Origin of the sequence: Aeoliella sp. (genome assembly GCF_965227375.1) — a bacterium.
In the GTDB taxonomy this organism is placed as follows: Bacteria; Planctomycetota; Planctomycetia; order Pirellulales; family Lacipirellulaceae; genus Aeoliella.
In genome coordinates this window covers 1,726,826-1,751,841 of record NZ_CBDDFX010000002.1, presented here as the reverse complement: position 1 = coordinate 1,751,841, position 25,016 = coordinate 1,726,826, and the positions used below count along the sequence as shown (strand labels likewise).

22 protein-coding genes are annotated in these 25,016 nt (G+C 59.1%); 12 read left to right on the top strand and 10 right to left on the bottom strand.

The annotated features are described in order from the left end of the window. Positions 1–26: 26 nt before the first annotated feature. Genes atpB through ACQK2L_RS19970 form a run of 3 tightly spaced genes read right to left on the bottom strand, consistent with a single transcriptional unit; the run spans position 27 to position 1,505 of the window. Positions 27–932, bottom strand: coding sequence for a F0F1 ATP synthase subunit A (atpB, locus tag ACQK2L_RS19980; protein WP_425398808.1), 906 nt, complete (start codon positions 930–932; stop codon positions 27–29). A gap of 29 nt (positions 933–961) precedes the next feature. Then, positions 962–1,333 (bottom strand): hypothetical protein, encoded by a 372-nt coding sequence (locus ACQK2L_RS19975; RefSeq protein ID WP_425398807.1) that lies wholly within the window; start codon positions 1,331–1,333, stop codon positions 962–964. A 25-nt stretch (positions 1,334–1,358) separates the two neighbouring features. After that, the gene (locus ACQK2L_RS19970; RefSeq protein WP_425398806.1) at positions 1,359–1,505 is read right to left on the bottom strand and encodes a hypothetical protein; all 147 of its coding nucleotides are present in this window, start codon (positions 1,503–1,505) and stop codon (positions 1,359–1,361) included. Between the two features lie 745 nt (positions 1,506–2,250). Here ACQK2L_RS19970 and ACQK2L_RS19965 point away from each other — a divergent pair. Further along, the gene (locus ACQK2L_RS19965; RefSeq protein WP_425398805.1) at positions 2,251–3,348 is read left to right on the top strand and encodes a DUF4912 domain-containing protein; all 1,098 of its coding nucleotides are present in this window, start codon (positions 2,251–2,253) and stop codon (positions 3,346–3,348) included. 37 nt (positions 3,349–3,385) lie between these two features. Then, a complete protein-coding gene (locus ACQK2L_RS19960; RefSeq protein WP_425398804.1) occupies positions 3,386–4,342 on the top strand; it encodes a TIGR01777 family oxidoreductase in 957 nt (318 codons plus the stop codon). Here ACQK2L_RS19960 and thpR read toward each other — a convergent pair. Next, positions 4,339–4,917, bottom strand: coding sequence for an RNA 2',3'-cyclic phosphodiesterase (thpR, locus tag ACQK2L_RS19955; protein WP_425398803.1), 579 nt, complete (start codon positions 4,915–4,917; stop codon positions 4,339–4,341). The two genes, ACQK2L_RS19960 and thpR, sit on opposite strands and share 4 nt — an antisense overlap. A gap of 536 nt (positions 4,918–5,453) precedes the next feature. Here thpR and ACQK2L_RS19950 point away from each other — a divergent pair. Beyond that, a complete protein-coding gene (locus ACQK2L_RS19950) occupies positions 5,454–6,353 on the top strand; it encodes a hypothetical protein (protein WP_425398802.1) in 900 nt (299 codons plus the stop codon). A gap of 86 nt (positions 6,354–6,439) precedes the next feature. Here ACQK2L_RS19950 and ACQK2L_RS19945 read toward each other — a convergent pair whose 3' ends face one another. The 4 genes from ACQK2L_RS19945 to ACQK2L_RS19930 form a co-directional block, all read right to left on the bottom strand. Next, positions 6,440–7,342 (bottom strand): PfkB family carbohydrate kinase, encoded by a 903-nt coding sequence (locus ACQK2L_RS19945; RefSeq protein WP_425398801.1) that lies wholly within the window; start codon positions 7,340–7,342, stop codon positions 6,440–6,442. A gap of 509 nt (positions 7,343–7,851) precedes the next feature. Beyond that, the gene (locus tag ACQK2L_RS19940; protein ID WP_425398800.1) at positions 7,852–9,516 is read right to left on the bottom strand and encodes a DUF1559 domain-containing protein; all 1,665 of its coding nucleotides are present in this window, start codon (positions 9,514–9,516) and stop codon (positions 7,852–7,854) included. 75 nt (positions 9,517–9,591) lie between these two features. Continuing rightward, positions 9,592–11,892 (bottom strand): PAS domain S-box protein, encoded by a 2,301-nt coding sequence (locus ACQK2L_RS19935; protein WP_425398799.1) that lies wholly within the window; start codon positions 11,890–11,892, stop codon positions 9,592–9,594. A 138-nt stretch (positions 11,893–12,030) separates the two neighbouring features. Further along, positions 12,031–13,719, bottom strand: a complete 1,689-nt coding sequence (locus ACQK2L_RS19930; protein WP_425398798.1) for a glutamine--tRNA ligase/YqeY domain fusion protein — start codon at positions 13,717–13,719, stop codon at positions 12,031–12,033. A gap of 225 nt (positions 13,720–13,944) precedes the next feature. Between ACQK2L_RS19930 and ACQK2L_RS19925 the strand changes: the two genes are divergently transcribed. From ACQK2L_RS19925 to ACQK2L_RS19915, 3 genes are all read left to right on the top strand, one after another. Next, a complete protein-coding gene (locus tag ACQK2L_RS19925) occupies positions 13,945–14,307 on the top strand; it encodes a hypothetical protein (protein WP_425398797.1) in 363 nt (120 codons plus the stop codon). Between the two features lie 90 nt (positions 14,308–14,397). Next, positions 14,398–14,925 carry an O-acetyl-ADP-ribose deacetylase gene (locus ACQK2L_RS19920; protein WP_425398796.1) on the top strand — a complete coding sequence of 176 codons (528 nt, stop codon included), beginning with the start codon at positions 14,398–14,400 and terminating at the stop codon, positions 14,923–14,925. A 141-nt stretch (positions 14,926–15,066) separates the two neighbouring features. Further along, entirely contained in the window at positions 15,067–17,190 is a 2,124-nt protein-coding gene (locus ACQK2L_RS19915) for a hypothetical protein (RefSeq protein ID WP_425398795.1), read from the top strand. Here the strand turns inward: ACQK2L_RS19915 and ACQK2L_RS19910 are convergent, their stop codons facing one another. Both ACQK2L_RS19910 and ACQK2L_RS19905 read right to left on the bottom strand, forming a co-directional pair. Next, entirely contained in the window at positions 17,191–18,087 is an 897-nt protein-coding gene (locus ACQK2L_RS19910; RefSeq protein WP_425398794.1) for an SDR family NAD(P)-dependent oxidoreductase, read from the bottom strand. 74 nt (positions 18,088–18,161) lie between these two features. Continuing rightward, complete coding sequence (locus tag ACQK2L_RS19905; protein ID WP_425398793.1) at positions 18,162–19,271, bottom strand: phytanoyl-CoA dioxygenase family protein; 1,110 nt, start codon at positions 19,269–19,271, stop codon at positions 18,162–18,164. A 577-nt stretch (positions 19,272–19,848) separates the two neighbouring features. On the opposite strand from ACQK2L_RS19905, the gene ACQK2L_RS19900 reads away from it, so the two are divergent. The 6 genes from ACQK2L_RS19900 (at position 19,849) to ACQK2L_RS19875 (ending at position 25,016) form a co-directional block, all read left to right on the top strand. After that, positions 19,849–21,090 (top strand): redoxin domain-containing protein, encoded by a 1,242-nt coding sequence (locus ACQK2L_RS19900; protein ID WP_425398792.1) that lies wholly within the window; start codon positions 19,849–19,851, stop codon positions 21,088–21,090. 27 nt (positions 21,091–21,117) lie between these two features. Further along, a complete protein-coding gene (locus ACQK2L_RS19895) occupies positions 21,118–21,480 on the top strand; it encodes a hypothetical protein (protein WP_425398791.1) in 363 nt (120 codons plus the stop codon). A 95-nt stretch (positions 21,481–21,575) separates the two neighbouring features. Further along, positions 21,576–21,836 (top strand): hypothetical protein, encoded by a 261-nt coding sequence (locus ACQK2L_RS19890; RefSeq protein ID WP_425398790.1) that lies wholly within the window; start codon positions 21,576–21,578, stop codon positions 21,834–21,836. Between the two features lie 8 nt (positions 21,837–21,844). Further along, positions 21,845–22,645 (top strand): hypothetical protein, encoded by an 801-nt coding sequence (locus ACQK2L_RS19885; RefSeq protein ID WP_425398789.1) that lies wholly within the window; start codon positions 21,845–21,847, stop codon positions 22,643–22,645. 130 nt (positions 22,646–22,775) lie between these two features. Further along, positions 22,776–23,501, top strand: a complete 726-nt coding sequence (locus tag ACQK2L_RS19880; RefSeq protein ID WP_425398788.1) for a DUF1264 domain-containing protein — start codon at positions 22,776–22,778, stop codon at positions 23,499–23,501. Positions 23,502–23,639: 138 nt separating this feature from the next. Further along, the gene (locus tag ACQK2L_RS19875) at positions 23,640–25,016 is read left to right on the top strand and encodes a sulfatase family protein (RefSeq protein ID WP_425398787.1); all 1,377 of its coding nucleotides are present in this window, start codon (positions 23,640–23,642) and stop codon (positions 25,014–25,016) included.

Here is a 25,016-nt window from a genome sequence, read left to right as displayed (position 1 = left end):
CCGACGGAGGAAGCAACGTCGGTCGGCTAATGGGGGTGGACGGCAGCTCCAATAAACAGCGCCGCGAGAAAGACGAATACGTACGCCTGAAGAAAGGCGACAAACAATTCAAGTAAGCTCAGCGCAATCACCGCAACAGTACTAACGGGTGCGACGCCTGAGGCAAGCCAAGGGCCACCTTCAATGGCTGCAAACGCGATGAATCCCAGAATCACGGCCAACACGATATGTCCGGCCATCATGTTGGCTAGCAATCGAACGGCAAGCACTGCGTGCTTGATCATCAACCCAAGCACCTCAATAACCCATATCATGGGCACCAGGAACCACTTCAGCGCTCCTGGCAGTTCCATGTGTGGGACTTGTGCCTTAAGGAATCCGGCAAACCCTAGCTGCTTAATACCCGAGCCAACAGTCACTGCGAAGGTCACCAAGGCAAGTGCTGCGGTGGTGGCCATCACGCCGGTCGGAGAACCCAGCCAAGGAATCATGCCCGCCAGGTTGCAGCCAAGAATGAAGAAGAACAAGGTCAGCAGGAATGGCAGGAATCGATCTGCATCGTGCCCAATCGCAGGCCGAGCGACCTGATCGCGAATGAACATGTACATCGCTTCCAGCAAGTTCCACAGACGGCCCTTCGGGGGACCACCGTAGCGAATGCGGGCTGCCAAGCCGATGAACAACACAGCGATAACAATCGCCACGCCCAGCTCAATGAGCATGAACTTGGTTAGCTGCAAATCGAACGGCAGGAAGAAATTGTCGAGCGTCGGGTTGCCCGAGTCCATCTCCCACAACGGATGAGTCGTCTGAAACGGCTGGGGAATCTCGATGTGTCCGTTGTGCCCTAGTCCGCGGGGCACGTGCAGATGCGGCTGATCCTGCACATGCTCGAACAGATGCTCGGCGCTCAGGGGGTTGTCTTTGGCCATGCCGTCGTGCTATTTCGAGTCGTCGAAGGTCAGGGCGATTGGCCTACATGCCGAATCGCATCAGCCACACCAACCACAATCGTAAGAATCTGAAACGGAAGAAAATACAGCAAAAACGTCTGCTCTAACAGGTCCCGCCGGGCCACTGCCATCGCCAGCACGAAGCCCATCGGCATGGCGACACGGATGCACGTTTCCAGCAGCATCCGGTGCAGCGGTTTATTGCTCCACCGGCTGGCTGCCAACGACCATCTGGTAGCCAACAGCGTAACCAACGAAACAAGGACGCCCGCAAACAGACCCTTCCAAGCGAGTGGCTCGTCTTGCCAGTAGGCAAAGGCTGCTAACAGCGCCGACAATGCCGACGTGGCAACCAGCCATTGCGTAGCCCAACGAGGCATCGCCTGCCTCTCGCGAAGTCAGTGCCTAGTTGTTCGAGGGAGGTGTCGGCGGCCGGGTCATCACCAGCAGATGCCAGAACCCCAGCACCAGTCCGCCGGCGAAGCCGAGGATGCTGAGCCAGGGCGACCATCCCAATCGCGAATCGACCCACACGCCAAGGAGGCCTGGCAACACCATCTCCAATGAGACGGTAAAAATGCGCGAGGCCCACAGGTAGGCGTTGGCAAATGGCGATTTGGGAGGGGCGGTCTGCTGGCGGTCCAACTCATGCTGGGAGTCCCGCTTGACCGTAAATCACCTTCCTCAAACGACTTACATCACACTCGGAGCGAACGCGTCACTACCGCAATCCGCCCCAAGTCTTTACGTGACAGCAATTTAAGCCAGCCAAAATGGAGCGTCAACGGGCGGGGAGGGCGAATTCGTGAAAAATTTCACAAATGCAGCCCTCGCCGTATCTCGCAACGGCGTTTGGACTTACGTCATGCCGAATGGAGGCGCTCCGCAAATCATGGGTGCTGGATTGCAGCGCCACGCGCCGACCTGCCGTGGGATGCGGTCATCCGGCCGTAGTCCCGACGCAATCGGAAAAGTTTCACAAGTCCTTTGGCCACAACATGTTACAGCAACAAAAGCGTCCGATTTTGGTTGCATTCTGCGGGCATTTCGGTTAGTATGCAGTGTATCGGGCGGGAGAATTCTCGCTGTTGTGCCGTGTCTGAAGCGGGGCCGTTGGTTGGGCATAGCGGTGATGCTCAATTGCGCAGGTTTCTCGCACAGCAAGGGCACGGCGACGTCTCGTCCGTACACGCAAGATTCCCTCCAAAACTCACCGTCCCACCCAGCCGCCGCTTCCCTCCGCAATGCTCGCGCGAGGGTAAGCTAGCGCAGAATCTCAACAGATAAACAGGTACACATGACCGCTGCGACTCTCCGCACCTATACGTGCAAGGACCTCGCCCAGATGGCGAAAAAGGAGGGAGTGACCGGCTGGCACTCCATGCGGAAGGAAGAACTGATCGACGCGTTGGCCAAGGCGGCCCGCCGCCGCAAGCGACGGGGAGATAGCCCACCATCGGTCGAACAGAACGGCAAATCCACGTCGAACGGCACGCCCCGGCTCACCCCGGCGCAGCGTCGCGCGAAGTCGCGTATCGATGCCCTCCGCACCCGGCTCTCGCAGCTCAAAAACATCTCCACCAGCGAAGAAGAGTCGGCGACCGATAAGGACCGTATCGTCTTGATGGTCCGCGACGCCTACTGGCTGCAAGCTTTGTGGGAAGTCAAGCCTTCGAGCGTCGAGCGTGCCCGCACCGCTTTGGGTCACAACTGGCACGGCGCGAAGCCAACGCTGCGAATCTACAAGGTATTGGAAGACGGTAGTTCGACTCTGTACCGCGACATCGCGATTCATGGCGGTGTGAATCACTGGTACGTCGATGTTGGCGAACCGCCGAGCCAGTTCCGCGCCGAACTTGGGTACAGCGGGGCGAACGACACGTTCTACTGCTTGTGCCGCAGCAGCAAAGTAGCCACGCCGACGCCGGGCTCGACCGACGCGGTGAACGGCAACTGGAGCGACGTGGCGGAAAACGCCGATCGCATTTTTGCCATGAGCGGTGGCTACTCGGCCCAAGGCACGAGCATGGAGCTGCAACAACTGCTCGAAGAACGCCTGCAACGCCGAATGGGCCGCCCCACCGAAACGCGTTTCGGAAACGGCGCCGGCGCTCAAGCGGAGGATCGTGAAGAGCTGAGCTTTGCAGTGGATGCCGAACTGGTGATCTACGGCGCTACGAATCCTCACGCCCACGTAACCGTGGAAGGCGAGCCAGTGACGCTACGCCCCGATGGAACCTTCGCCGTGCGGATGCACCTGCCCGACCGCCGCCAGGTGGTGCCGGTGGTTGCCTCCGCCCCCGATGGCGTAGAGCAAAAGACCATCATTCTGGGCATCGAGCGAAACACCAAAGAGCTTGAACCATTGGTTCGCGACTCGATGCGATCGCTGTAATATCTGCTTCGAGATTCTCTGAACGAATAAGCCGACCATGAAGGTCATCATCCCCGGTGGCAGCGGCCAAGTGGGAACGGTCTTGGCACGCGCCTTCCACGGCGATGGCCACGAAGTGGTTGTCCTCACTCGCCAGCCGAATCCATCGACCGCGTGGCGTTCGGTTCACTGGAATGCATCAAGCCCGGGCCTTTGGACCCACGAACTCGACAACGCCGACGCGGTGATCAACTTGGCGGGCCGCAGCGTCAACTGCCGGTACCACCAGCGCAATCGCGAGCAGATCAAGCAATCTCGTGTCGTCACAACTCGTTTGATCGGCGAAGCGATCGCAGCTGCCGCGTCACCTCCGCGGGTGTGGCTGCAAGCCAGCACGGCGACGATCTACTCCCATCGATTTGACGCCGCGAACGACGAGGCGACGGGCATTCTGGGCGGCGATGAGCCCAACGCTCCCGACACTTGGCGGTTCAGTATCGACGTGGCCAAGGCGTGGGAGGCGGCCTGCGACGAGTTCTCCCTGCCATCGACCCGCGTAGTCAAGCTGCGTTCGGCCATGGTCATGAGCCCCGATCGCGGAGGCATTTTCGATACCCTGCTCACGCTGGTGCGTCGCGGCCTGGGTGGCACCGCCGGGAGTGGCGAGCAATACATTTCCTGGATGCACGACGCCGACTTCATCGCCGCGGTGTATTGGCTGCTGGGGCACGAAGACCTCAGCGGAGCGGTGAATCTCGCCGCCCCGAATCCGCTGCCCAATGCCGAGTTCATGCGCGAGTTGCGCAGCGCGTGGGGAACGAAGATTGGACTCCCGGCAACCGAGTGGATGCTGGAATTGGGGGCCATATTTATGCGAACCGAAACCGAGCTGGTGCTGAAGAGCCGGCGCGTGATACCGGGCAGGCTGCTGGAGAGCGGCTTCAAGTTTCAGCATCCCGATTGGCCCGCAGCGGCCCGCGATCTATGCCACCGCTGGCGCAACGCGCGCAGCTAACCCGCCAGCGGAACGTGGGCGACCGGCGTGTACTCGGCGCCTTCGCGACGCAGGCGGCTGGCGAAGATGGTCAGTTCGTCGACCACTTGGTTGCCGGCTGGAAAATCGACGAGCTTCTCCAGTTCCTCGGCCAAGGCTGCCGTTTCGGCTGGACGCAAACCGCGACCGGCACGGCCCAGCGTCAGGTGGGGCACGAAGCGGCGGTTCTCGCCGCGGAATCCCAGAGGCTCCAGTTGCTCCTGCAGCTTGGAGTGCAACAGCTCCATTGCCTCGCCGCCCGCTCCGGCGCCAATCCAAAGGGTCCGCGGCCGCGACTGCGAAGGAAACGCGCCGACACCCGCGGCTTCGAGCGTGAACGGTTCGACTTCCGCCGCACCGCGCTCGACGGCCTGGCACACATCGTAGAGTTCCTGATCGTCGATCTCGCCCAGAAAGTGCAACGTCCAGTGCAGGTTGCCGCGTTCCACCCACTTCACGTTGTCGGCCAGGCGGCGCAATCGCAGCAGCGCTCGTTCGGCGTGGCCAACAACGTCGGGCGAGGGCTCAATCGCGATGAAGGTACGTGTTTTGGACATTCAATCGGACCATCAGTGGGCAGCAGAAAACTCAGGTTGGCCGGTAGGCAATCAGTTGTACCAAGTACCGAACGATGCATCGACCGGGAAGACCGCACACGACGCCTGTCGTCCAAACAATCAAGTTGCCCCGCAAACGACCGCTTGTCAGGTACTCCAAGCCACTCACTGTTAATTGGCCCAACGCGCTAACAGCTTTTTTCAGAGGAAATAGCAAAACTTGAGTTCTGTTGAGCAAATAGCACTCGATTGTGAATGCCATTTGCATCAAGAACATTGCGAGGCGCCTTCGTTCAGCGAGTGAAGCAAACTTCATCGCTGCCAAATCGACCAATTCCCTTGCTCGACCTGAAAACCAGGTCGACTGCTTACGAGGATGACGAATTATTATGCGCAAATCACTACACACATTCGCCGCCACGCTCGCCGCAGCGGGCTTGCTTACAGTTGGAGCCGTTACGGTTGCTCAGGATGAAACGCCACCGCAACCTCCGCAACCACATTCGCAATCGACCGCTGATGAGACAGCAGAGGACGTGGCTGACTCGGCAACCGAGGAAGTCGATACCGCCGAAGACTCCGCGGAAGCTGTCAGTAGTGAAACAGAAAATCGCTCAGCATCTGCCGACGAGTCTACGTCTGACTCCGAGGCCACGAAGGCGACACAGGAAGCTACTGAGCATGGCGAAGCCACCGCCGACAGTGCGGACAAAGAAACCACGGATGCCAAGCTGAATCAGGACAGCTCGCAGAAGAAGATTGATGATAAGAAGCCAGCCGAAGAATGGGATTCTGCGACGCCAGCGGATCGCCAGTCCGAGTCCGACGAAAACGCCAAGGACATGAATGAAGCCTCTCTCGACACCCCACCAGTTCCTGACCAGGCTCGCGACGCTACGGCCAACTCAAGGGCTGCTCGCGATGCCGACTGGCGGATGGTAGGTTACAACAATCAATGGTGGTACTACAGCCCTCAGGGCCAGTGGTTCCTCCGCGATGGCAACCAGTGGCGTCCGTTCAACTCCGCCATTTCGCGTAGCGTTCTCAACAGGGCAGAATCGCAACGATTAGCCCACGAGCAGGGTAGGGAGCCATACTCAACGAGTTATCGGAAAGCGCCAGACACAGCCTCGATGGAATCCCAATCCGCTCCTGAAAGCCAATCCGTTGCTCAGCTGCATTATGATCGCTGTGGCAGGCCTTTTATTTGCGAGAATGGACGTCGGGTTTACGTGCAGGTTGATCGAGGAACAACTTCTGCGACCGGTCAACGAACGATGAGTACGGGCTCGGAAAGTGCACAACCGACAATAAAAACAAGATCGGAGGCTACTTATCGCGGCGAAGCACGTGGTGAGTCAGATAATCTGGGTCGGCCAACGCCGGCGCGCGACGAATTAAGGAGCACTCCACCGGCTCCCCCAACAGCCGAATAGATGACAAATAACTTTCCCTAAACTTCGAAAGCGACGCCAAGCACCGAAGCTTGGCGTCGCTTCTTTTATGAGCAGGTGGGCACCGGTTAAAAGCTGAGCATCTTCTCGTACTCACTCATCCGGCGATCGATATCGTCGCGCGTGATTTGCTGCATCCGCTCCAGGCCGAACCCCTCGACGTTGAAACTGGCGGCCAGGGTACCATAGGCCATCGCCCGCTTCAGCGTGTTGGGTTCAAAGTCGTCCTGCTCGGCCAGGTAGCCCATCATGCCGCCAGCGAAGCTATCGCCGGCGCCGGTGGGATCGATCACGTCGGGTGTGGGATAGGCTGGCAGGACGTAGGTTTCGTGCTCGCTGAAGAACATCGCCCCGTGTTCGCCTTTCTTGATGACCACAAATCGCGGACCCATCTCCCGCACCGCGTGTCCGGCCTCGACCAAGTTCTCGGTGTCGGTGATCAGCTTGGCTTCGCTGTCGTTCAGCACCAGGCCATCGAGCTGACGCATCAGTTCTTCCAGATCGTCGCGTTGGGTCTGAATCCACAGATCCATGGTATCGGCCACGGCCAGCCGGCGACCGGGCACTTGCTCCAGCACCTTCATCTGCACCGCCGGAACACCGTTGGCCAGGAACACGTACTTCGCCTTGCGATAGTCGTCCGGAAGCACTGGGTCGAAATCGCCGAAGACGTTCAATTCGACTTCCAGCGTCTCGCGGTCGTTCATATTGGGCTCGTAACGCCCAGTCCAGGTGAACGTCTTGCCTCCCGCCACCTGGGAGAGCCCAGCGACGTCGATACCTCGCTGCGACAACAAATCGGTATGCTCTGCCGGCCAATCTTCTCCCACCACTCCCACCAGCCGAACGCTAGTGAAGAAGCTGGCAGCGTATGAAAAGTGGGTAGCGGAGCCCCCCAGGCAGTTGTCGCGGCGGGCGGTGGGGGTCTCGATATTATCAATGGCAACGGAGCCGACAACGACTAGAGGCATGTTGAATCTAGGGGGCTAAGGTGGAACTTGCGAGCAAGTCACCAAGTATGCCTCATGCCCCAAGTTCACGAAAGCCCCACGGCGAGCTCGCTTCAGCAAGTTAGCACAGGTCCGACAGATGCCTTATTCGTAAGCACTCACCACAACGACATATTGAGGGAACCAAAAGAACGCGGTGAGCGCGACCTGACAGAAGAACACCGTGATTCCCGCTGCTACCCCAACAAGCAACAACACCGAAAGTGGAAAGAACAACGATAAAAACCACACAGCAACTAAGGTTCCTCGGATGAATCCGAGCGGTCGCCAAGCTCTCGGCCATTCGATCTGACTACATATCCCGGCTACGATGCTCGGCGCAAACACATAGGTCACAACGATCGACATGACTCCGGTGTAGCGCACTAGTATTGCGCACAGGGAGACGAAGAACGTGATGACCAGGAGGCCCACGATCCGAATTTGAGGCATTGGGCCCAATCGAATCGCTCCCTATTGGAGTACAACAGCTACGGTACTTGTACGACCTCTCCGCCGTTGCGGCTCAGTAGTGCCTTGAACGTCTCCTCGTCGATGTACTCGGCGATGGCTGCGACGTGCCCGTCGCAGAAGCCCGCGAGGAAGACGCCGGGGCGAACACCGGTGAGACCTTTGGTGGGATCCTCTTCGTCGTACTTCCAGTCGGCGGGTTTGGTCCACTCGACGGCCGTTTCGTCGTTTACCTCCAACAGGTTTACCGTGTTGGACGTTCCGTCGGTAATCTGCCGTAACGGAATCTGACGATCCTCGTTCTCGAACACCATGCCTTTACCTATGGGGGCCAAATAGTTCGACTTGCCGAGCGAAGGATCGAGCGACGAATTGGGGCTGGAGAATACAGAGGGCATTTGTGCGATCAGCTTTTTGTTGTGCGGGCTGTCCCACGGTTCGTCGAGGTGAAACTGCTCGTAAAGCGGCTGCTCCTCGAGATAAGGAAGAATGGCCACGCGCCAGCTCAGCAGCGGTTTGCCTTCCTTACTGTAGATAGCGTGGGCGGGATAGGCCCTATTTGCCGATTCGTAATTCAACAACGCCAGTTCAAGCATCTTCAGGTTGTTCATCGACGAGTTTCGCCGGGCTGCTTCGCGCGCCGCTGTCACAGCGGGTAGCAATAGCGCAACGAGGATGCCGGTCACGGCGACTGCCCCCATCTGGGCGTTGCCCTCCGAGGTGTCGAACAACACGAAGGTGGTTCCTTCTCGCTTGGGTACGAACATATCCATGTAAACGCCCATCACCCGTTCGCTATAGGCAGCCATGGCACGCTCGACAGGGTCGTCGCTCGTTTGCAGTCGGGCGAGTTCGCCGCGCATATTCGCTTTCGCCAAGTCGACAGCCTCTTCGAGCATTCCTTCCACTTGCGCGGCGTCAGAGTCGTTTGAGGTATGGAACGCCAGTCGTGAGGGAATCGATCCATCGAGAGTGGCAGTGAGTTCGGCCGATTGAAGCAGCAATGGAATATTCAGGAAATTCCGCGCTTCGGGTGGTGCATCCTGCGACGCTTGCATAAGGCCCATGTTGATAAACGGGCGCAACGCTTCCAGATCGACCGCCACGTACAGGTCGTCGTCCGCGCTATGCTTCTCCACGAGTTCGGCAAGCACCGAGTCGGCCGGCTGGCGATCGGCGGCCAGGAGTTTTTCGAGCATGCCTTGGCTAGCCGCCACGAGGGTTGTTTGCTTGAGCACCATGAAGCAGGGCGCGGAGGGCTCTCTGCTCACCAGGCAAGCTCTCCCGGCGATCTCGCCCGGTTCGGTGTGGGCTTTGAGTTCGGGCGATAGTTGATCCAGATCCCAAGGCTCGTCGGCTTCCAGATACACCGCGTAGTACATATTCATTCCGAGAGGCGGCTCGATGACCGCCACGGCGCGGGTGATGTGGGCTATGTCGAGCCCCAGGTACTTCTCGCCCGCCGCCTCGGCCACCTCGATAGGCAACAGGGCGTTCTTCGGGTTGGTGAGCATCTGCTTGGGCCGCAGACTCACCACGGCGACCGACTGCGACGTGAGTTGCGACTTGCTAACGGTCGGCTCTTGAGCCTGCGCCACAGCAACGGGTGCCAGGAGCATCACGAAGGTGAGGAACACACGCAGGTGCGAAGCTGAGTGTTGTTGATCGGGTACGAACGTAGTCATCTTATGCCCCCTTCTGGGTAGAATCGAAATGCTGTTGGTGGACCTGACTAATAGCGACATGGCCCACCGTTTCAGTCAGTTGGCAAACGCACGGGCGATCGTTTGCTGCAATTCATTCAGGTCGATAGGTTTGACGAGGTGTGCATCGAATCCAGCTGCCAAGGCCCGCTCGCGATCTTCGAGTTGCCCATACCCTGTGAGCGCGAACAACTTGACTGCTTTCATTCCATCGTCTGCTCGCAAGGTGCGTGCCACCTCATAGCCATCCATGTTCGGTAGTCCAATGTCGCATACCACGAGGTCTGGATGCAACCGTTGCACTAGCTCGATTCCCTCCAGCCCATCGGAGGCGGCATGAACCTGGTGTCCCTCGCCTGCAAGAAATCGCTCCACAGGAAAGCGAGAATCACGCCGATCGTCGATGATTACGATCTTCAACGGACGTTCCTGGGAATTGTCGGCCTGGAGGTCCTGTTCGCTCGATTTGTTGATTTCGTCTGCTCTCGGCTCGCAAACGGGCAACTGCAATACAAAACGACTGCCGGCACCTAGACCGTCGCTCGTCGCGGTGAGACTCCCGCCGTGCAATTCGGCGAGTCCTTTTGCAATCGGCAATCCCAATCCAAGCCCACCGCGACTGCGATCCAACGACGTGTCTGCCTGCGCGAAAGGATCGAACACGGCGGCCAGTGTGGCCTCGTCCATGCCTACGCCGGAGTCCTCCACAGAGATCACCGCGCTCGTAGCACATTCACTTAACTGCAACCCAACGCGAAACCGGCCCTCGGCCGGTGTGAACTTGATAGCGTTGGTAATCAGATTGCCAATCACTTGCAACACCCGAGCAGTATCCACTCGTGCGTAGATGGGCTCATCCGAGTTTGCCAACTCACACGCCACCCCCGCTTGCTTTGCGACAGCCTTGCCAACTTCGAAGGCCTGCGTCACGAGGTCCGTTAGGTCGGCCACTTGCTTTTTGAGCTGAATCTTCGACCGGGTGATTCTGGATACATCCAACAGGTCGTCGACCAGGCGGTTCATCAATTGCGATTGCCGATAGATGACATCGAAGGTCTCATCGTCTGGCCCCACGGGTGACGCCGTTTGTTGCACGAGTTGCAGACCGCCGACCACCGCCGCCAAAGGGTTACGAAGTTCGTGCCCGAGCATGGCCAGGAATTCATCTTTTCGGCGATCGAGTTCCTTGAGCCGATGCTCCATCTCCAGTCGATCCGTGATGTCGGTGTTGGTGCCGAACCACTGCACAACGTTTCCTGCAGCGTCGTAGATGGGCTTGGCCCGCGAAAGGAACCAGCGATACTCGCCGTCCTTGCTGCGAAGCGGAAACGTGTCTTCCCAGGGTTCCCCCTCCTGAAAATGCCAGGAGATCTTCTCGACCACTCTCTCGACGTGATCGGGATGGTGGACCTTCTGCCACCCCCATCCCTGCATCTCTTCGAACGTCGTTCCCGTGTAATCGAACCAACGCTGGTTGTACCAATAGATCCAACCTGTGCCATCGGCCATCCACGCAAACTGCGCGATGTTGTCGGCCATCGTGCGGAAACGTTCTTCCGATTCCAGCCGGTCACGCTCCGCCTGCTTGACTTCGCTGAGATCCAGTATCGTGCTGATGAGCTGAAACGGCTCGCCGTGGCGGTCGCGCATGACGGTTTCGTTGATCATCACCGGCAGCGGCTCGCCACTCTTGGTTGCCAAAAGCCGCTCCATCGACCAACGATCGGTTCCCTGTTCGACATTCTGCCGACTGGTCTGTTCGAACGACTTGCGTTGATCTGGGTGAACCAACTGCGCCGCCTGCATCTCGAGCAATTCGTTGCGTGAGTATCCCGTCATTTCACACAGCCGGCCGTTCACGACCAGGAGCCGACCGGTCTGATAATCCAGCTTGGCCTTCCCGCAGTTCGAGTTCTCGAAAAAAGATCGAAACTCCCGCTCGCTTCGCTCCAACCGCCGATCCGTTTCGCGCCGTCTAGTGTGGTCTTGAATCAGGGCGAAGAACCCTTCGACCTGATCCTGCTGATCGAAGCGTGGCTCGAAGGTAATTTCGACGTACCTGCGCCCGCCGCGTGAGTACGGCATCCACTGCTCGACAGCGAACCGCTCGCCGGAGAGCACGCGGTGAAGCTGCGGCTGGACCACCTCGAATGCATCGGGGCCGAGCACCTCTTCCACCGGCTTGCCGACGATGACACTGGCGTCCAGATCGAACCACTCTTCGTAGCCGCGGTTGACGAACCGATACACGAGGTCACGGTCTACGTAGCACGCCAGAACGGGTAGCGCGTCTAGCAGTGACCGCAGGAGATCGGCGTTTCCGCTCTCTTCGAGCAACGAACGTGGAACGGAGGACAATGAGATGACCCTAAAATGAGCGTCGCCTAACAACACCTTGTGCCATATGGCCCGAACGCAGTAGACGTGATCGGGCCAATTGTACTCAGCTGCGTGCAATTGGACTAGCAATCGGCGGCGTGCCGCCGGCTTTTTCAGCTACTTTTGCTGCTGTTTGCCCCAGGTATCGCGGAGCGTGACCGTGCGGTTGAAGATCGGCTGGCCCGGCTTGGAGTCCACCGAGTCGACCACGAAGTAGCCCACCCGCTCGAACTGGAAAGATTCGCCACTGCTTGCATCGGCCAGACAGGGTTCGAGTTTGGCGATGGTCGTCTCCAAGGAGTGGGGATTCAGGTTGTCGAGGAAGGTACCTCCTTCCGGCGCCACGTCGGGACTCTCCACGGCAAACAAATGGTCGTACAGCCGCACCTCGCAGTCGATGGCCGACTCGGCATCGACCCAGTGGATGGTGCCTTTGACCTTCTTGCCGTCTACCAGGGCGGTGGTATCGGGGTTGAACGAGCACTTGAGTTCCACGACGTTGCCCTGCGGGTCTTTCACCACCTCGTCGCAGATGGCGATGCCGGCACCGCGCAGTCGGACCGCGCCGCCGGGCTTCAGGCGGAAGAACTTCTTGGGTGCGTCCTCCATGAAGTCGTCCTGCTCGATGAAGATCTCGCGTCCCATCGGTACCTTCCGCTTGCCCTCTTCCAGCTTCTGCGGATGGTTGGGAATCTCCATCTCCATGGACTCGCCCGGCTGGATGTTCGTGAGCACCACCCGCAGCGGCTGCATGACCGCCATCCGCCGCATCGCTCGCTCGTTCAGGTCTTCGCGAATCGCGTCCTCGAGCCACGCCATGTCGATGGTGCTGTTGAACTTCGCCACGCCGATGCGATCACAAAACGCCCGCATCGCCGCCGGCGTGTAACCGCGGCGGCGGAGACCTCGAATGGTGAGCATCCGCGGGTCGTCCCAACCGGCGACGTGCCCCTCTTGCACCAGTTGCAGCAGTTTTCGCTTGCTCATCACCGCGTAGGAGAGATTCATTCGGGCGAACTCGATCTGCCGGGGCGTATGGATGTCGAGCTGCTGGATGAACCAGTCGTACAACGGGCGGTGGTTTTCGAACTCCAGCGTGCAAATCGAGTAGGTGACGCCCTCGATCGAGTCGCTTTGCCCGTGCGTGTAGTCGTACGACGGGTAGATGCACCACTTGTCGCCGGTGCGATGGTGGTGGGCGTGCTTCACGCGGTACATCACCGGATCGCGCAAGTTCAAGTTGGGCGACGCCATGTCGATCTTCGCCCGCAGAGTGCGCGAGCCATCGGGGAACTCGCCCGCCTTCATCCGCTCCAGCAAATCCAGGTTCTCTTCAACCTCGCGCGTGCGATAAGGACTGTCCTTGCCGGGCTCGGTCAGCGTGCCGCGGTGCTCGCGCATCTCCTCGGCTGTGAGGTCGCAGACATACGCTTTGCCATCCTTGATGAGCTTCACAGCCCATTCGTAAAGCTGGTCGAAGTAATCGGACGCAAAGAACAACCGATCTTCCCAATCGCCGCCCAGCCAGCGGACATCGTCGATGATCGAGTCGACATACTCCTGCTCTTCTTTGGCGGGATTGGTGTCGTCGAAGCGCAAGTTGAACTTGCCGTTGTACTCCTTGGCGAGTCCAAAGTTCAGGCAGATGCTCTTGGCGTGACCTATATGCAGGTAGCCGTTTGGTTCCGGCGGAAAGCGCGTGTGGACCACCACGTTGGGATTCTTCGCCCGGTCAGCGTCGATGATTTGCTGAATGAAGTTGCGGGACGGGCGGGAAGCTGGGGTGGCAGGGGATTCGGCGGGCATTGGGTGGTTCCTGAGGGCAGTTGGCGGAAGACTCCGATGCGCTCCGCCTGGCGCAACCTAAGTAGTGTAACAAAAGCACCTTAGGTGGAGTACGGGAGTTCTGCTGGCGCACTCGGCTGCATTGAAATACAGGGGTGGTTGCTTGTCGCGGGCAGGAACCTGCAGATAATAAACGTCTGTTGGCGACCCACGTCGTTCGTGGCACTTGAAATGGAGGAGCGTACCATGCGATACACACACTTACTCATACTGGCTTTGGCCCTCATCTTGGCAATGGTGGCCGCGCTGGTGTTCGCACCGCAGGCCAATGCCCAAGTGTATTCGGTCTACTACGGTGCTCCGCCGGTCACTTACGTCCAGCCGGCCCCAGTCGCTTATGTGCAACCCGCGGTGGTCTATCGCCCGGTGCTGCGCCCCTTCACCACGGTTGTAAGACCCGCCCCGGCAACTGTTTACGTCGCGCCGCGTCCAGTGGTGGTGGCCCGGCCGACAATTCCTGTGGTGCCAGTCGCTCCCGTTGCCCCCGTGGTTACCACGCGATATCGCCCGATTTTGGGTGGCACGGTCACCCGAGCGTGGTATCCTTAGGGTTCTTCTCTGAGCCTGGCAACCTGTTCGATACATCTCATCTCGCTTTGCGTGTCTGGCGCGCGGAGCCTACGTATGGAGGGTAGGTTTATGGAACTCGTTCGCGTTGTTCAAGCCGACATCACCGAGCTCGAAGTCGATGCCATCGTGAACGCGGCCAACGAGCAGATGCTCGGCGGCGGCGGAGTCGACGGCGCCATCCATCGCGCGGCCGGTCCTCAACTTCGCGACGCGTGCGAACAGGTCGAACAATGGCGCCCAGGAGTCCGCTGCCCCACGGGCGAGGCCCGCATCACGCCGGGCTTCAACCTGCCGGCCAAGTGGGTCATCCACACCGTGGGTCCCGTGTGGCACGGCGGCGGCTACGGCGAGTCGAACTACCTGGCCAACTGCTACCGCAACTGCCTGCAACTTGCGGTGGAACACGAAGTTCGCACATTGGCCTTCCCGGCCATCAGTTGTGGGGTGTACGACTTCCCCGCCCACCGCGCGGCCAAAATTGCCCACCGTGAAATATCTTGCTTCACGATGGTCGAAGACTTCTTCGACGAAATCCTGCTGGTCGCCTACGATGAAGCCATGTGCCGCGTGCTGCAATCGGCTACTGCGAAAGTCTGAGTTCGCTAGTTGCGCGGGATCGACCCGCGCGGCCTTCGAGGCTGCTATACTGACGACTAACGTCAGGCAGGAATAACTGCGCCGACTCGCCGCTACTCGCGGGCCGCGGTCGGCATTCACTTTTGCAGGGGAATCAGACCGATGTGGCGACTTTCGCTGTTGGTTGCAGGGTTCGTTGTTGGCGCCACTGGTGCACTGGCCGAGGAAGATGCGCGGTCCAAGGAAACCCTGCCACTGAAGGTCACCGTGACCAATGAATCTGGCGAGCCAGCCGCCGGAGTGGAAGTCTCCATCAAGAAGCGACTCGACTTGCCCGCACAATCGGCGATGACGGACGACCAGGGGCAAGCAACTTTGAACGTTGCCCCCAAACAAGCGTTGGGGCTGGCGGTATTCGCAGACGACGGAACGAACCTCGGCTTTGTACAACTGCCTTGGTCGCAACAGTCGCCCAAGTCTCTCAAGCCCGTGACCATCGAACTTACCCCCGCGCGTGTGATGCAGATCCACGTGGTCGATGAGTCGGGAAACGATGTCGAGAACGCCACCGTCTTGCTGCAGACGGCTCATCGCGAAGGCGACAGGGCCAGCACTGACAAACAAGGCAATGCCACGCTGCGGTCTCCTCACAGCGCACCTCGGCAAGCCATCATCGCCATGAAGCCGGGAGTCGGCCTTGACTACTTCGCTTTCGCTTACGAAGGTAGGCCCATTTCCAATCCCAACTTGCTGCCTCAGTCACACGACGCGCCCATCGAACTGGTGCTCAATGGGTTCCGCAAAGTGACCGTCGAGGTCGTCGATCAGGACGACCATCCACTTGCAGGAGCCAAGGTCTATCCCTGGTTGTATCTCAAACCGGGCAAAGGCGAGCACCTCAACATGGGCGGGATCGCCGATTTCCAGTACGTCACCGACAAGTCGGGGCGATGCACCTTCGAGGCGCCCGCCGATCTCGACCGGGCCACCACCGTCTGGGCCCGCATGGAAGGTTACTCTGCACCGGAGCGAGCCAATTACGACCCCAAGTCGCTTGACCCAATAGTACAAGCCCGCTTGGTGAAGATGGTCACGCTCAGCGGCAACGTAGCACTGCCCGAGGGAGTGCAAGGCTCCGACATCAGGGTGCACATCGTGGGCGACAGCCACGGCCTCGACAGCTTTCGCAATACGGCTGTCGAGGTGAACGACGATGGCAGCTTCGAAGTGCTGGTCGATCGCAACACCTACTATCAGATGGTGGCCAGAGACGACCGGAAGTGGGCCTCGCCAGCGGTGAATGTGGTAGTGCTCGACGAAGACGTCGATGGCGTATCGCTGCGTCTGGCGCCGGCAACCCGTGTGTTTGGCCGCGTGCAGGTCGAAGGAACTGGCGAGCCGGTGCCCAACAAGTACCTGCAACTCTACCAGCGTACGGTTCAGAGTTACTACGAACTGCCCGATTCGGAAAAAATCCCCAACCCCTCGGGCTCCAACTACGCCGTTAACCCGATCATTGGCCAATCCGATCAAACCGACGAGGAGGGCAAGTTCGAGTTCTTCGTGGGCCCTGGTTCGTACTACATGTATGGCCCCGAGACCGCAGAGCGCCCCGACTTTGTTATCGGTGGCGAAACGGAAAAGGAAGTGGTGATCGAAGTGAAGCCCGTGGAGATGAAGAAGGACCGCATTGTGAAAGGCCGCGTGCTCATCGCTGGCGATAAGGAGCAAACGGTCGCAACGGCGCGCGTGTTTAGTTACCCCTTGGATAGCTTCAGCGGCAACCACATCGATGCGACCACCGACGCCGAGGGCCAGTTCGAAGCTCGCCAGATCATGGGCCCTCATTACCTGCATGCCAGCGCCACCTTCGATGGTAAGAAACATGCCGGCATGGTTCGAATCACTCCTGAAGAGGAATCTTACAGTGTCGAAATTGCTCCCGCTGCCAAACTTGTGGGACGCTTCGTTGACAGTGAACTGGGGGTACCTCTGGAAAACAGGGAAATCCGCTGCGCTGTTGAAATCAAGTATCCCGATGGCCTCTCCACGTCTGCCTTCGGTGGATCGGACACCACCGACGAGGATGGCAACTTCGAGATCGATGGGCTCGTCGTGGGACAAACCTATCGGCTGCGCGTCACCACTAAACTAGGGTCCGACGGACGTGGCCAGACGTTCGGCTACGCCGGCGAGGTCACTCCTACCAAGCCGGGCGAGTTCGAGCAGGAGTTCCAAGGCTCCGCGCTCGACTTTCCGCCAACGTTCGCTCCGATCGGCAAGTAACTACGCAACCCGCCGAATGGTCGTGGAATCGTGCTTGTGCACTATCTTTGGCTTCGCCGCATGCTCTACCTGGTACGACTGCCAGTAGGCCAGCCGGCGTTCGGTCATCTTGCGCCGGCCCAAGTGCAAAGCAAAATCCAACAGCCCCGGCATGAACCGACGGCTGAAGCACATCAAGCGGCCAACTGGTTCCATTACCACGCGAGCTCGGTTCTTGCGAATCGCCTTTACAGCAACCTTGGCCACCCGTTCCGGAGTGGTTGTCGCCCAGCGGGGCGGATCCTTCTGTCGTTCGTGGCCGTTGGAAATCGATGCATTGAACAGGTTGGTTCGCACGAGTCCCGGACAAATGGCCGTAACACCGATACCCTGCACACCGTACTCGCTGCGGAGCGACTCCGTGAATCCAACCAGGCCAAACTTCGAAGTGCTGTAGGCACACACCTTCGGCAGGCCTACCAGCCCCAACACGCTGCACACGTTCAGGATATGCACGTCGCGTCGCACAAACAGCGTAGGCATCAGTTCGTGCGTCAAGCGAATCGGAGCGTACAAGTTGACGTCGAGCATCCGTTCCCAATGCTCGGGCTCCATGCGATCGGTCGGACCGCGGTAGGTGATGCCCGCGTTGTTCACCAGGATGTCGATCCCGTCGGGCAGCGCGGCAGCAAACTGCGCCAGTTCGACAATCTCCTGAGGCTGCTCGGCGTCGTAGTGGAACGTTTCGACTTCGACGCCCAACTCCCTAAGCATCTCAGCGGTGTGAGCCATGCCCATTTGATCGCGATCGGCGACCAGCAGGTGCGTTCCCTGCCGGGCGAGTTCCAGCGCGATCGCCCGTCCGATACCCGATGCCGCGCCGGTGACCAGCGCGCGTTTGCCTTGCAGTTGTTTCATCGATACTCAAAACATGCTTGCAGCAGCCCCGATCAAGCCTGGTCGGAGCTGCTACAAACCTTGGTTCAAAGTTACTACGCGGCCGGACGCAGCACCTCGGTGGCTACGCCGTCGCGTTCCAACTCGTAGTCCGGGATCGTGCGGCTGAGCTTGTAGCGGTCTTCGCCACGCAGCACCGCCACGCCCCACTTGTCCAGGTGGTACTTGCCGCCGTTGTACACGCTGCGGTAGTACTTCTTGTCGGTGTAAACAGGTACGCTGCTCGGAATCACCCGCATGTTGAACGCCAGACGGTGCCGGTCCGTGGTGTTCGGACCCGAACCGTGGATGCAGCGCTCGGTGAAGATGATGAACTGCCCGGGCTTCACCGGCACTTCCACCGCGCGAGCTTCCTCTTCCTTGGTGTACTCCAGCGCAAAGTCGGCTTCGTAGAAACCTTCCTCGCCACCGAAAGTGATCGGGCGAATCGCATTGTGCGTGCCCGGCAAGAAGCGGAGGCAGCCGTTGTCGTGATGCGTCTCGTCGACCGCCACCCAAACAGTGAGCTGGTAGATGTCGCTCAAGTCTGGCGGGAAGATGGCCGGATCCTGGTAGTCTTCCACCATGAACGTGCTCGCCTGGTGCCACTGAATCGATGGCGAACCAGGACCCTTGTAGAAGATCTGCGACCGCCAAGTTAAGAGGTCCGGCCCCAAGAGTTGGGCCACCCGCTCGGTGATCGCTGGATGCTTCATGTAGTTCCACAACCGTGGCATCTCGAAGTGACGATCGCGCGGCGTGACGAAACCATAGGTCTCGCTCTTGGTGTCTTCGACCGCCAACAGTTCATTGCGGAAGTTCTGCATCTGCTGCGGGCTGAATGCGTCGAACGGGCCAATGAAGCCGTTGGTGTAGAACGACTTGAGCTGATCGTGGCTCAACCGATACTCCGGCGCCACTTCGGCCTTCGGCTCGATAACCTTGGGCTGCTCAAAATAGCACGGTTGGTCGATGAACGCTCGCAGCACGCGCGACTTGAGGATCATCGAGAACATCTCGTAATCCCAATTGTTCACGATGCTCTTCAAATCGCGGGGCAGGATGTTTCGAGGCAGCCCCAGGGCCTTCCAAGCACACAAACCAGCCAGGCCACCCATGATGGGCAAACGCTGCCACAGGGGACGCAACTTTGGCTTCATGTTCATCGCGACAAACTCCGGTATACAGTGGGCATGGGTCGCGGCGGCGAATCTTCGATCGTTCGCACGGGCCGCTGATGGAATATTGGCAGTAAGTACACGATGTATCGGTTATCCGGAATAGCGATCTTAGCCCACCTCCGCGGAAAGCAGTGCTAGCTCCCACCGAGCCGCAGTTTTGTCGCACTTGTGCGACAAAACCCTCCGAGCCCTGGCACGCATGCATTCTCCATAAACCATGCGTTCACAAACACTTACGGCCACCTGAAATCCAATTGTCGCAGTTAAGTCGCACGCAAAACGCAACGGGTGCGACAAAACCCCTGCGGCACTTTCGATCAACTCCGCGAGGCCGCCCAGCGAGCAGAGATGCCTGTTCGCGGAAGCAAACGCGCACAGCGCTAGCCACTACCCGGAGCGAAGAATCAACGGCCGGGCGTGGACGACGTGGTTGCCAGACAACCATTGTGTACAGACTTACACAACCCTATTAGATCACACTAGCACACCGATTCAACAGCGATTTTCTTACAGACGCGATATACTAAGACGCAGTGCAAATCATCATTAGGGAGGCCCGCGCATGCTACGGTATCTTATCCTGGTCTCAGTAGGCCTTAGCGTGCACACAGCAGGCTTCGCCAGCGATCGGTTGGCCCAGGTCGACGCACTCAAGAGCGAATACGACGCGGCAGTGGCAGACTGGCGAAAGGAGTTTACCGCCCCCGCGGACGGTTCGCGGATGTCGACCGAACGGAGCATCGAAGCCTACGAGCAATGGCCGGCATGGAGTTTCTTGCCACGTTTCCTTCGCTTGGCCTCTGAGAAGCCCGACGACGACGCAGCGTATGAATGCTGCCAGTGGGTTCTCGACTGTGTATCCGCCGTGGGAAGTTCCGAGTCGAGGATGTTCTCCGCCGACACTACCGCATGGGAAATGCTGGCCACGCACCATACCGATCGCGACGACCTGCCTCGGCTATGCCTTCAAGCAGCGCAATACCCTGGTCCCGCGCGAGAAAGCTTCCTTAGAAAGCTGCGTAACGATCCAGAGTCTTCCCGCGAAGCGGCAGGATTCGCCACCACAGCATTGGCACAACTGCTATCCCAAAAGTATGAACTCGCTTCCATGAGTCAGCGGCGCGACCAACAGCAGACAACCAACGAATTCAATCGCTACCTTCGATCGCAGGAGAGTCCCGAATGGGCGCAGTACATCGACGCAACCCAGGTGCAAAGATACCGACAGCAAGCCATTGAGATATTTCGTGACGCGCAATCGAATTACCACGACATTCCGGTTTCGATCACCGCACCTTACTTCCGCAATCTGAACACGCTGGGCGAGAAAGCCGATAAGAGCCTCCACGCTCTCGAGCACCTGGTCATCGGTGCGGTAGCCCCCAACATCACTGGTGTCGACCTGCATGGCGAGCCGCTCGACTTGAAGGACTATCGTGGCAAAGTTGTCTTGCTCTCTTTCTGGTTCCCCGGTTGTGCTCCCTGCCTAGGCCTGGTGCCGGAGGAGAAAAATTTGCTCGAGACATTCCAAGGCAGACCGTTCGCTTTGTTGGGCATCTGCCACGACGATCAGCGCGAGGTCGCGCTCGAAGTGGCAGAAGAGCATGGAATGGACTGGCCCATCTGGTTCGAGAACCCCAAGGGCCCCATCGTGACCAACTGGAACGTGCTCTCGTGGCCAACGCTATACGTGCTCGACGCCGAAGGACGCATCGTCGAGAAAGGACTACGAGGAGAAGACCTCGAGCAGTTCTTAATAGAGTTGGTCGAGCAACAGGAGTCGCAAACGCAGCAACGCAAGTAATCCCAGCTTCCCCATTCAGGAAAACTCTTGGCAATCAGAAACCCGGTAAGCCGCACACACTTTAAGTTCACCGCCGATCGCATCCAGCACTACTCGGACGATCTGGTGCAGTGCAGTGCCTGCGGTCACGACTACTATCCAAAAGTCCATAGTCAGCCCTACCTGGTGCAGTTCGCTGCCATCCTGGTGGGGCTCTCCGTGTTTCTGGCATTCAAGCTGCATGCACCGCCATGGTTGTACGTGGTGGGCCCCGTGGCTATTCTCGTGGCAACGCTGTTGTACGCACGACGCGACCGGCGCATTCACAACAGATCGGAACGCCTACGGTATGGAGATATCGTACCCGAGTGTCCCGAGTGCGGCTCAGACAAGCTGGCCCGTACGTTCTGACCTCGCTGGGCGCAGATTCAGACACCATGAACCCGTTCACCTCCCCAGCAACCTAATCGGCCCCCGACGAACGCTCCGCGCCGCCGGCGATCACGGTGCGGCGTGGATTTGTGATCACGATCGCCAGCACCCTGGGATTCGGCATCGCGGGCGGGCTGATTGGGCTCCTCTTAGGCACGGCCGTCCCCAGCTACTACCGCGCGGTGTTCAACATCCCGCCCGAGTCGTCGGGCAACCCGGTCCACGTCGGCCTGGGACTCGGCTTCACCCAAGGCCTAATACTGGGCGCGTTCGCGGGGCTCGCCATTGTGTTGATCGTCGCGTGGTATCATTCACGGGTGGCGAGGTTTCGGTAGGTCTAGAAATGAAAAGAATCGTCTTCGGCATCGCGTTGTCTCTCCTGCTGTCCGGTGGAGCTGGCTGCTCCAAGGAAGACCCATCACCGCAGCCGCCATCTTTGAATGCGGCTCCCACAACCTCCGAAGCTGCAGCCGACGCTTCTCGGAATGCACGATTGGAAGCCGCAAAAGCCCATTCCAAGGTTATCAACGACGAGTTTCAAGACGCGCTGGAACCGCTGACGTTCGCCATCGAGAACTGGGAACCCGACACGGAGGGTCTCTACATGGCGTATTGGGACCGTGGGATTGCCTACGATGGTCTTGGCCAGCCGAAGAAAGCGATCCAGGACTTTACCTCGGCTATCGAGTTGGAAGATTCCGCCTACCTGTATCACGCACGCGCGATCGCATACTGCCTGGCGGCCGATTACCATGCGGCATTGCTCGACTGCGAGACGGCGTACGAGAAACTTCCGGCCGAGCCTTACAACGCGCTGTTGCTTAGCCAACTCCTTTCCTGCTCCCCACTCGACGCCGACCGCGACGGTGAGCGAGCTCTCGATCTAGCGAGCCAAGAACTGGATCATTCCCCAGAACGAATGGAACTCGTCGCGTGCGCTATGGCCGAAGCTGGCAAGTTCCACGACGCTATTCAACTAACGGAAATGGTACTGGAGCACAGAGAAAAGTGGTCGGACGATTCGCAGGCCCACAAGGACGCGATTCGTCTTACCCGGTCGCGACTCGAAGTACTCCGTAGTGGGAAGCCCATTCGCTTGAGCACTACGCCAGGCGAGTGGCGAAAACCATGGGAGTCTTTCTAGCTCGGGCTGAGCAGGTCATGCCAATTCCTTACTGCGATTGACCAGAATGCTTGCCAACCGGGCGAATCTCGCCTAGCATGACGACCGCTATGTTGGTGGATCGACAGAATCAACCACAGGGGAGCGAATCATGCAACGGCGAGATGCTTTGAAACAGTTGGGCATGGGAGCCGCGGGCGTTGGACTGGGTGTCGCGGCCGCATCGCAGGTCGATGCACAGGACCACGGGCACGCAGAAAGCAAGATGCCCCCGGTCGAGCACATCAATCTCTACTTCTGCGGGTTCCACATGGCCAAGTCGAACCCCAAGTTCCAACTCGAAACGCAACACTACTGCTGCGCGCATGGCGACGAGATGCACCAGTGCGTGCTGTACGACAAAAGCACGCCCGACGCGAAATTGCTGGGCGTTGAGTACATCATCACCGACAAGATGTATCGCGAACTCCCCGAAGAAGAGAAGAAGTACTGGCACCCTCACACCTATGAGGTGCTCGGCGGCGGCTTGATCGCGCCGCACATGAGCCAGGAGGAGGAAGACGCCTTTATGAAGGCGCTACTGCCCACCTGGGGCAAGGCGTGGCACGTGTGGCCCGACCCCACCACCAAAGTGCCGATGGGCGATCCACTTCTCATGTGGTCGCTAATGGGCGACGGTCAGGCGAATGAGGAAATGGAAGCCGCGCGCGACAAGCAGTTCGGCGTCGATTCCCAGGAGATCGCCGAGCGCCGGCAGAAGCTCTTCGACCTGCCCAAGCCCGATGTCCCGCTGCCAACGAACATGGACTTCATCGGTCGGCAATGGACCGCCGAAGGGCCTGACACGGCGGCAGCGCGGAAGAAGGAACTGGGGTAGCTTAGAGACCGGCCACGATGCCGGGGGTGCCTTTGCTACATGCGCCGGCTGACGAGTCGCAAGCTATACTGTGATTCCAAGAGCAGGATCGGGAAGTCTTCCACATGCGTCTCCCTTCAACGCAACTCTGAGACCGTAATGTTTCGCATAGCAACGTCCTACGCCATGCCGCTCTTGGTCACCATGTCCATTACCGGGGCCACTGTAAACAGTGGAGCTGCGGCGGACACGCCTAACGTCATCCTCTGCATGGCCGACGATCAAGGTTGGGGAGACACCGGCTACAACGGTCACCCCGTATTGAAGACACCCAATCTCGATCAAATGGCTCGCGAGGGTTTGCGGTTCGACCGTTTCTACGCAGGATCGCCCGTCTGTTCGCCAACGCGCGGCAGTTGCCTAACGGGCCGCGATCCGTATCGCTACGGGATCTATACCGCCAATTCAGGGCATATGAAACCGGAGGAAGTCACTCTAGCCGAGTTGCTCCGAGAACAGGGCTACTCCACAGGTCACTTCGGAAAGTGGCACTTGGGCACGTTGACCAAGGACGTAAACGAGTCGAATCGTGGCGGCCCCGGCGGCATCGCCCATTTCTCACCGCCCTGGGAAAACGGTTTCGATTCGTGCTTCTCAACGGAAGCCAAGGTGCCCACCTACTGGAAGCCGGGATCCTACGACGCGTTCGGCACGCATTACTGGACTGGTCCCGAGCAAATGGTGCCCGCCGAGCAAGTCTCGGGCGATGACTCGGTGCTGGTCATGGATCAGGCGGCGAAGTTCATCGAGCAGAGCGTGACCAACGGAAAGCCATTCTTCGTAGTGATTTGGTTTCATGCACCGCACCTGCCGGTAGTTTCCGCTCCTCCGTACACCGATGGCTACCACGGCAAGCACAAGGACTACTACGGCTGCCTGACCGCATTGGATCAGCAAATGGGGCGGCTGCGAGAAAAGCTCGACACACTGTCCGTGGCCGACAACACCATGCTGTGGTACTGTTCGGACAACGGACCGGAAGGCAAGAGCAGTGCCCCGGGAACGACCAGCGGGCTGCGAGGTCGCAAAAGAAGCCTTTACGAAGGAGGAGTCCGCGTGCCCGGCCTGTTGGTTTGGCCGAGCAAGATCACGAAGCCTCGCACGGTCGAGGTGCCGTGCGTCACCGACGACTACGTCCCTACGATTCTCGATGCGCTAGCGCTTCAACCACCGGCAGCAACCGAGCGTCCCCAGGATGGCGTGAGCCTGATGCCGCTGATCGTCGGAGAAATGACCGAACGACCGCAGCCAATCCTGTTCGAATCGGGCGAGCAACTCTCACTTACCGACAACCGCTTCAAACTCTACAGCCCCGACCGAGGTAAGACTTATCAGCTTTACGATCTGATCGACGACCCTGGCGAGACGACCGACTTGGCCAAGCAACATCCCGACAAGGTCGCCGGCTACGCCAGGTGTCTGGCCGAATGGCGAGCCTCCTGCCAAGCGAGCGCCACAGGGGCAGACTACGAGTAG

Bases quoted from the DNA above. Each gene is read 5' to 3' on its own strand.
- atpB (WP_425398808.1), bottom strand. From the start codon at position 932: ATGGCCAAAGACAACCCCCTGAGCGCCGAGCATCTGTTCGAGCATGTG.
- ACQK2L_RS19975 (WP_425398807.1), bottom strand. From the start codon at position 1,333: ATGCCTCGTTGGGCTACGCAATGGCTGGTTGCCACGTCGGCATTGTCG.
- ACQK2L_RS19965 (WP_425398805.1), top strand. From the start codon at position 2,251: ATGACCGCTGCGACTCTCCGCACCTATACGTGCAAGGACCTCGCCCAG.
- ACQK2L_RS19960 (WP_425398804.1), top strand. From the start codon at position 3,386: ATGAAGGTCATCATCCCCGGTGGCAGCGGCCAAGTGGGAACGGTCTTG.
- thpR (WP_425398803.1), bottom strand. From the start codon at position 4,917: ATGTCCAAAACACGTACCTTCATCGCGATTGAGCCCTCGCCCGACGTT.
- ACQK2L_RS19945 (WP_425398801.1), bottom strand. From the start codon at position 7,342: ATGCCTCTAGTCGTTGTCGGCTCCGTTGCCATTGATAATATCGAGACC.
- ACQK2L_RS19940 (WP_425398800.1), bottom strand. From the start codon at position 9,516: ATGACTACGTTCGTACCCGATCAACAACACTCAGCTTCGCACCTGCGT.
- ACQK2L_RS19930 (WP_425398798.1), bottom strand. From the start codon at position 13,719: ATGCCCGCCGAATCCCCTGCCACCCCAGCTTCCCGCCCGTCCCGCAAC.
- ACQK2L_RS19925 (WP_425398797.1), top strand. From the start codon at position 13,945: ATGCGATACACACACTTACTCATACTGGCTTTGGCCCTCATCTTGGCA.
- ACQK2L_RS19920 (WP_425398796.1), top strand. From the start codon at position 14,398: ATGGAACTCGTTCGCGTTGTTCAAGCCGACATCACCGAGCTCGAAGTC.
- ACQK2L_RS19915 (WP_425398795.1), top strand. From the start codon at position 15,067: ATGTGGCGACTTTCGCTGTTGGTTGCAGGGTTCGTTGTTGGCGCCACT.
- ACQK2L_RS19910 (WP_425398794.1), bottom strand. From the start codon at position 18,087: ATGAAACAACTGCAAGGCAAACGCGCGCTGGTCACCGGCGCGGCATCG.
- ACQK2L_RS19905 (WP_425398793.1), bottom strand. From the start codon at position 19,271: ATGAACATGAAGCCAAAGTTGCGTCCCCTGTGGCAGCGTTTGCCCATC.
- ACQK2L_RS19900 (WP_425398792.1), top strand. From the start codon at position 19,849: ATGCTACGGTATCTTATCCTGGTCTCAGTAGGCCTTAGCGTGCACACA.
- ACQK2L_RS19885 (WP_425398789.1), top strand. From the start codon at position 21,845: ATGAAAAGAATCGTCTTCGGCATCGCGTTGTCTCTCCTGCTGTCCGGT.
- ACQK2L_RS19880 (WP_425398788.1), top strand. From the start codon at position 22,776: ATGCAACGGCGAGATGCTTTGAAACAGTTGGGCATGGGAGCCGCGGGC.
- ACQK2L_RS19875 (WP_425398787.1), top strand. From the start codon at position 23,640: ATGTTTCGCATAGCAACGTCCTACGCCATGCCGCTCTTGGTCACCATG.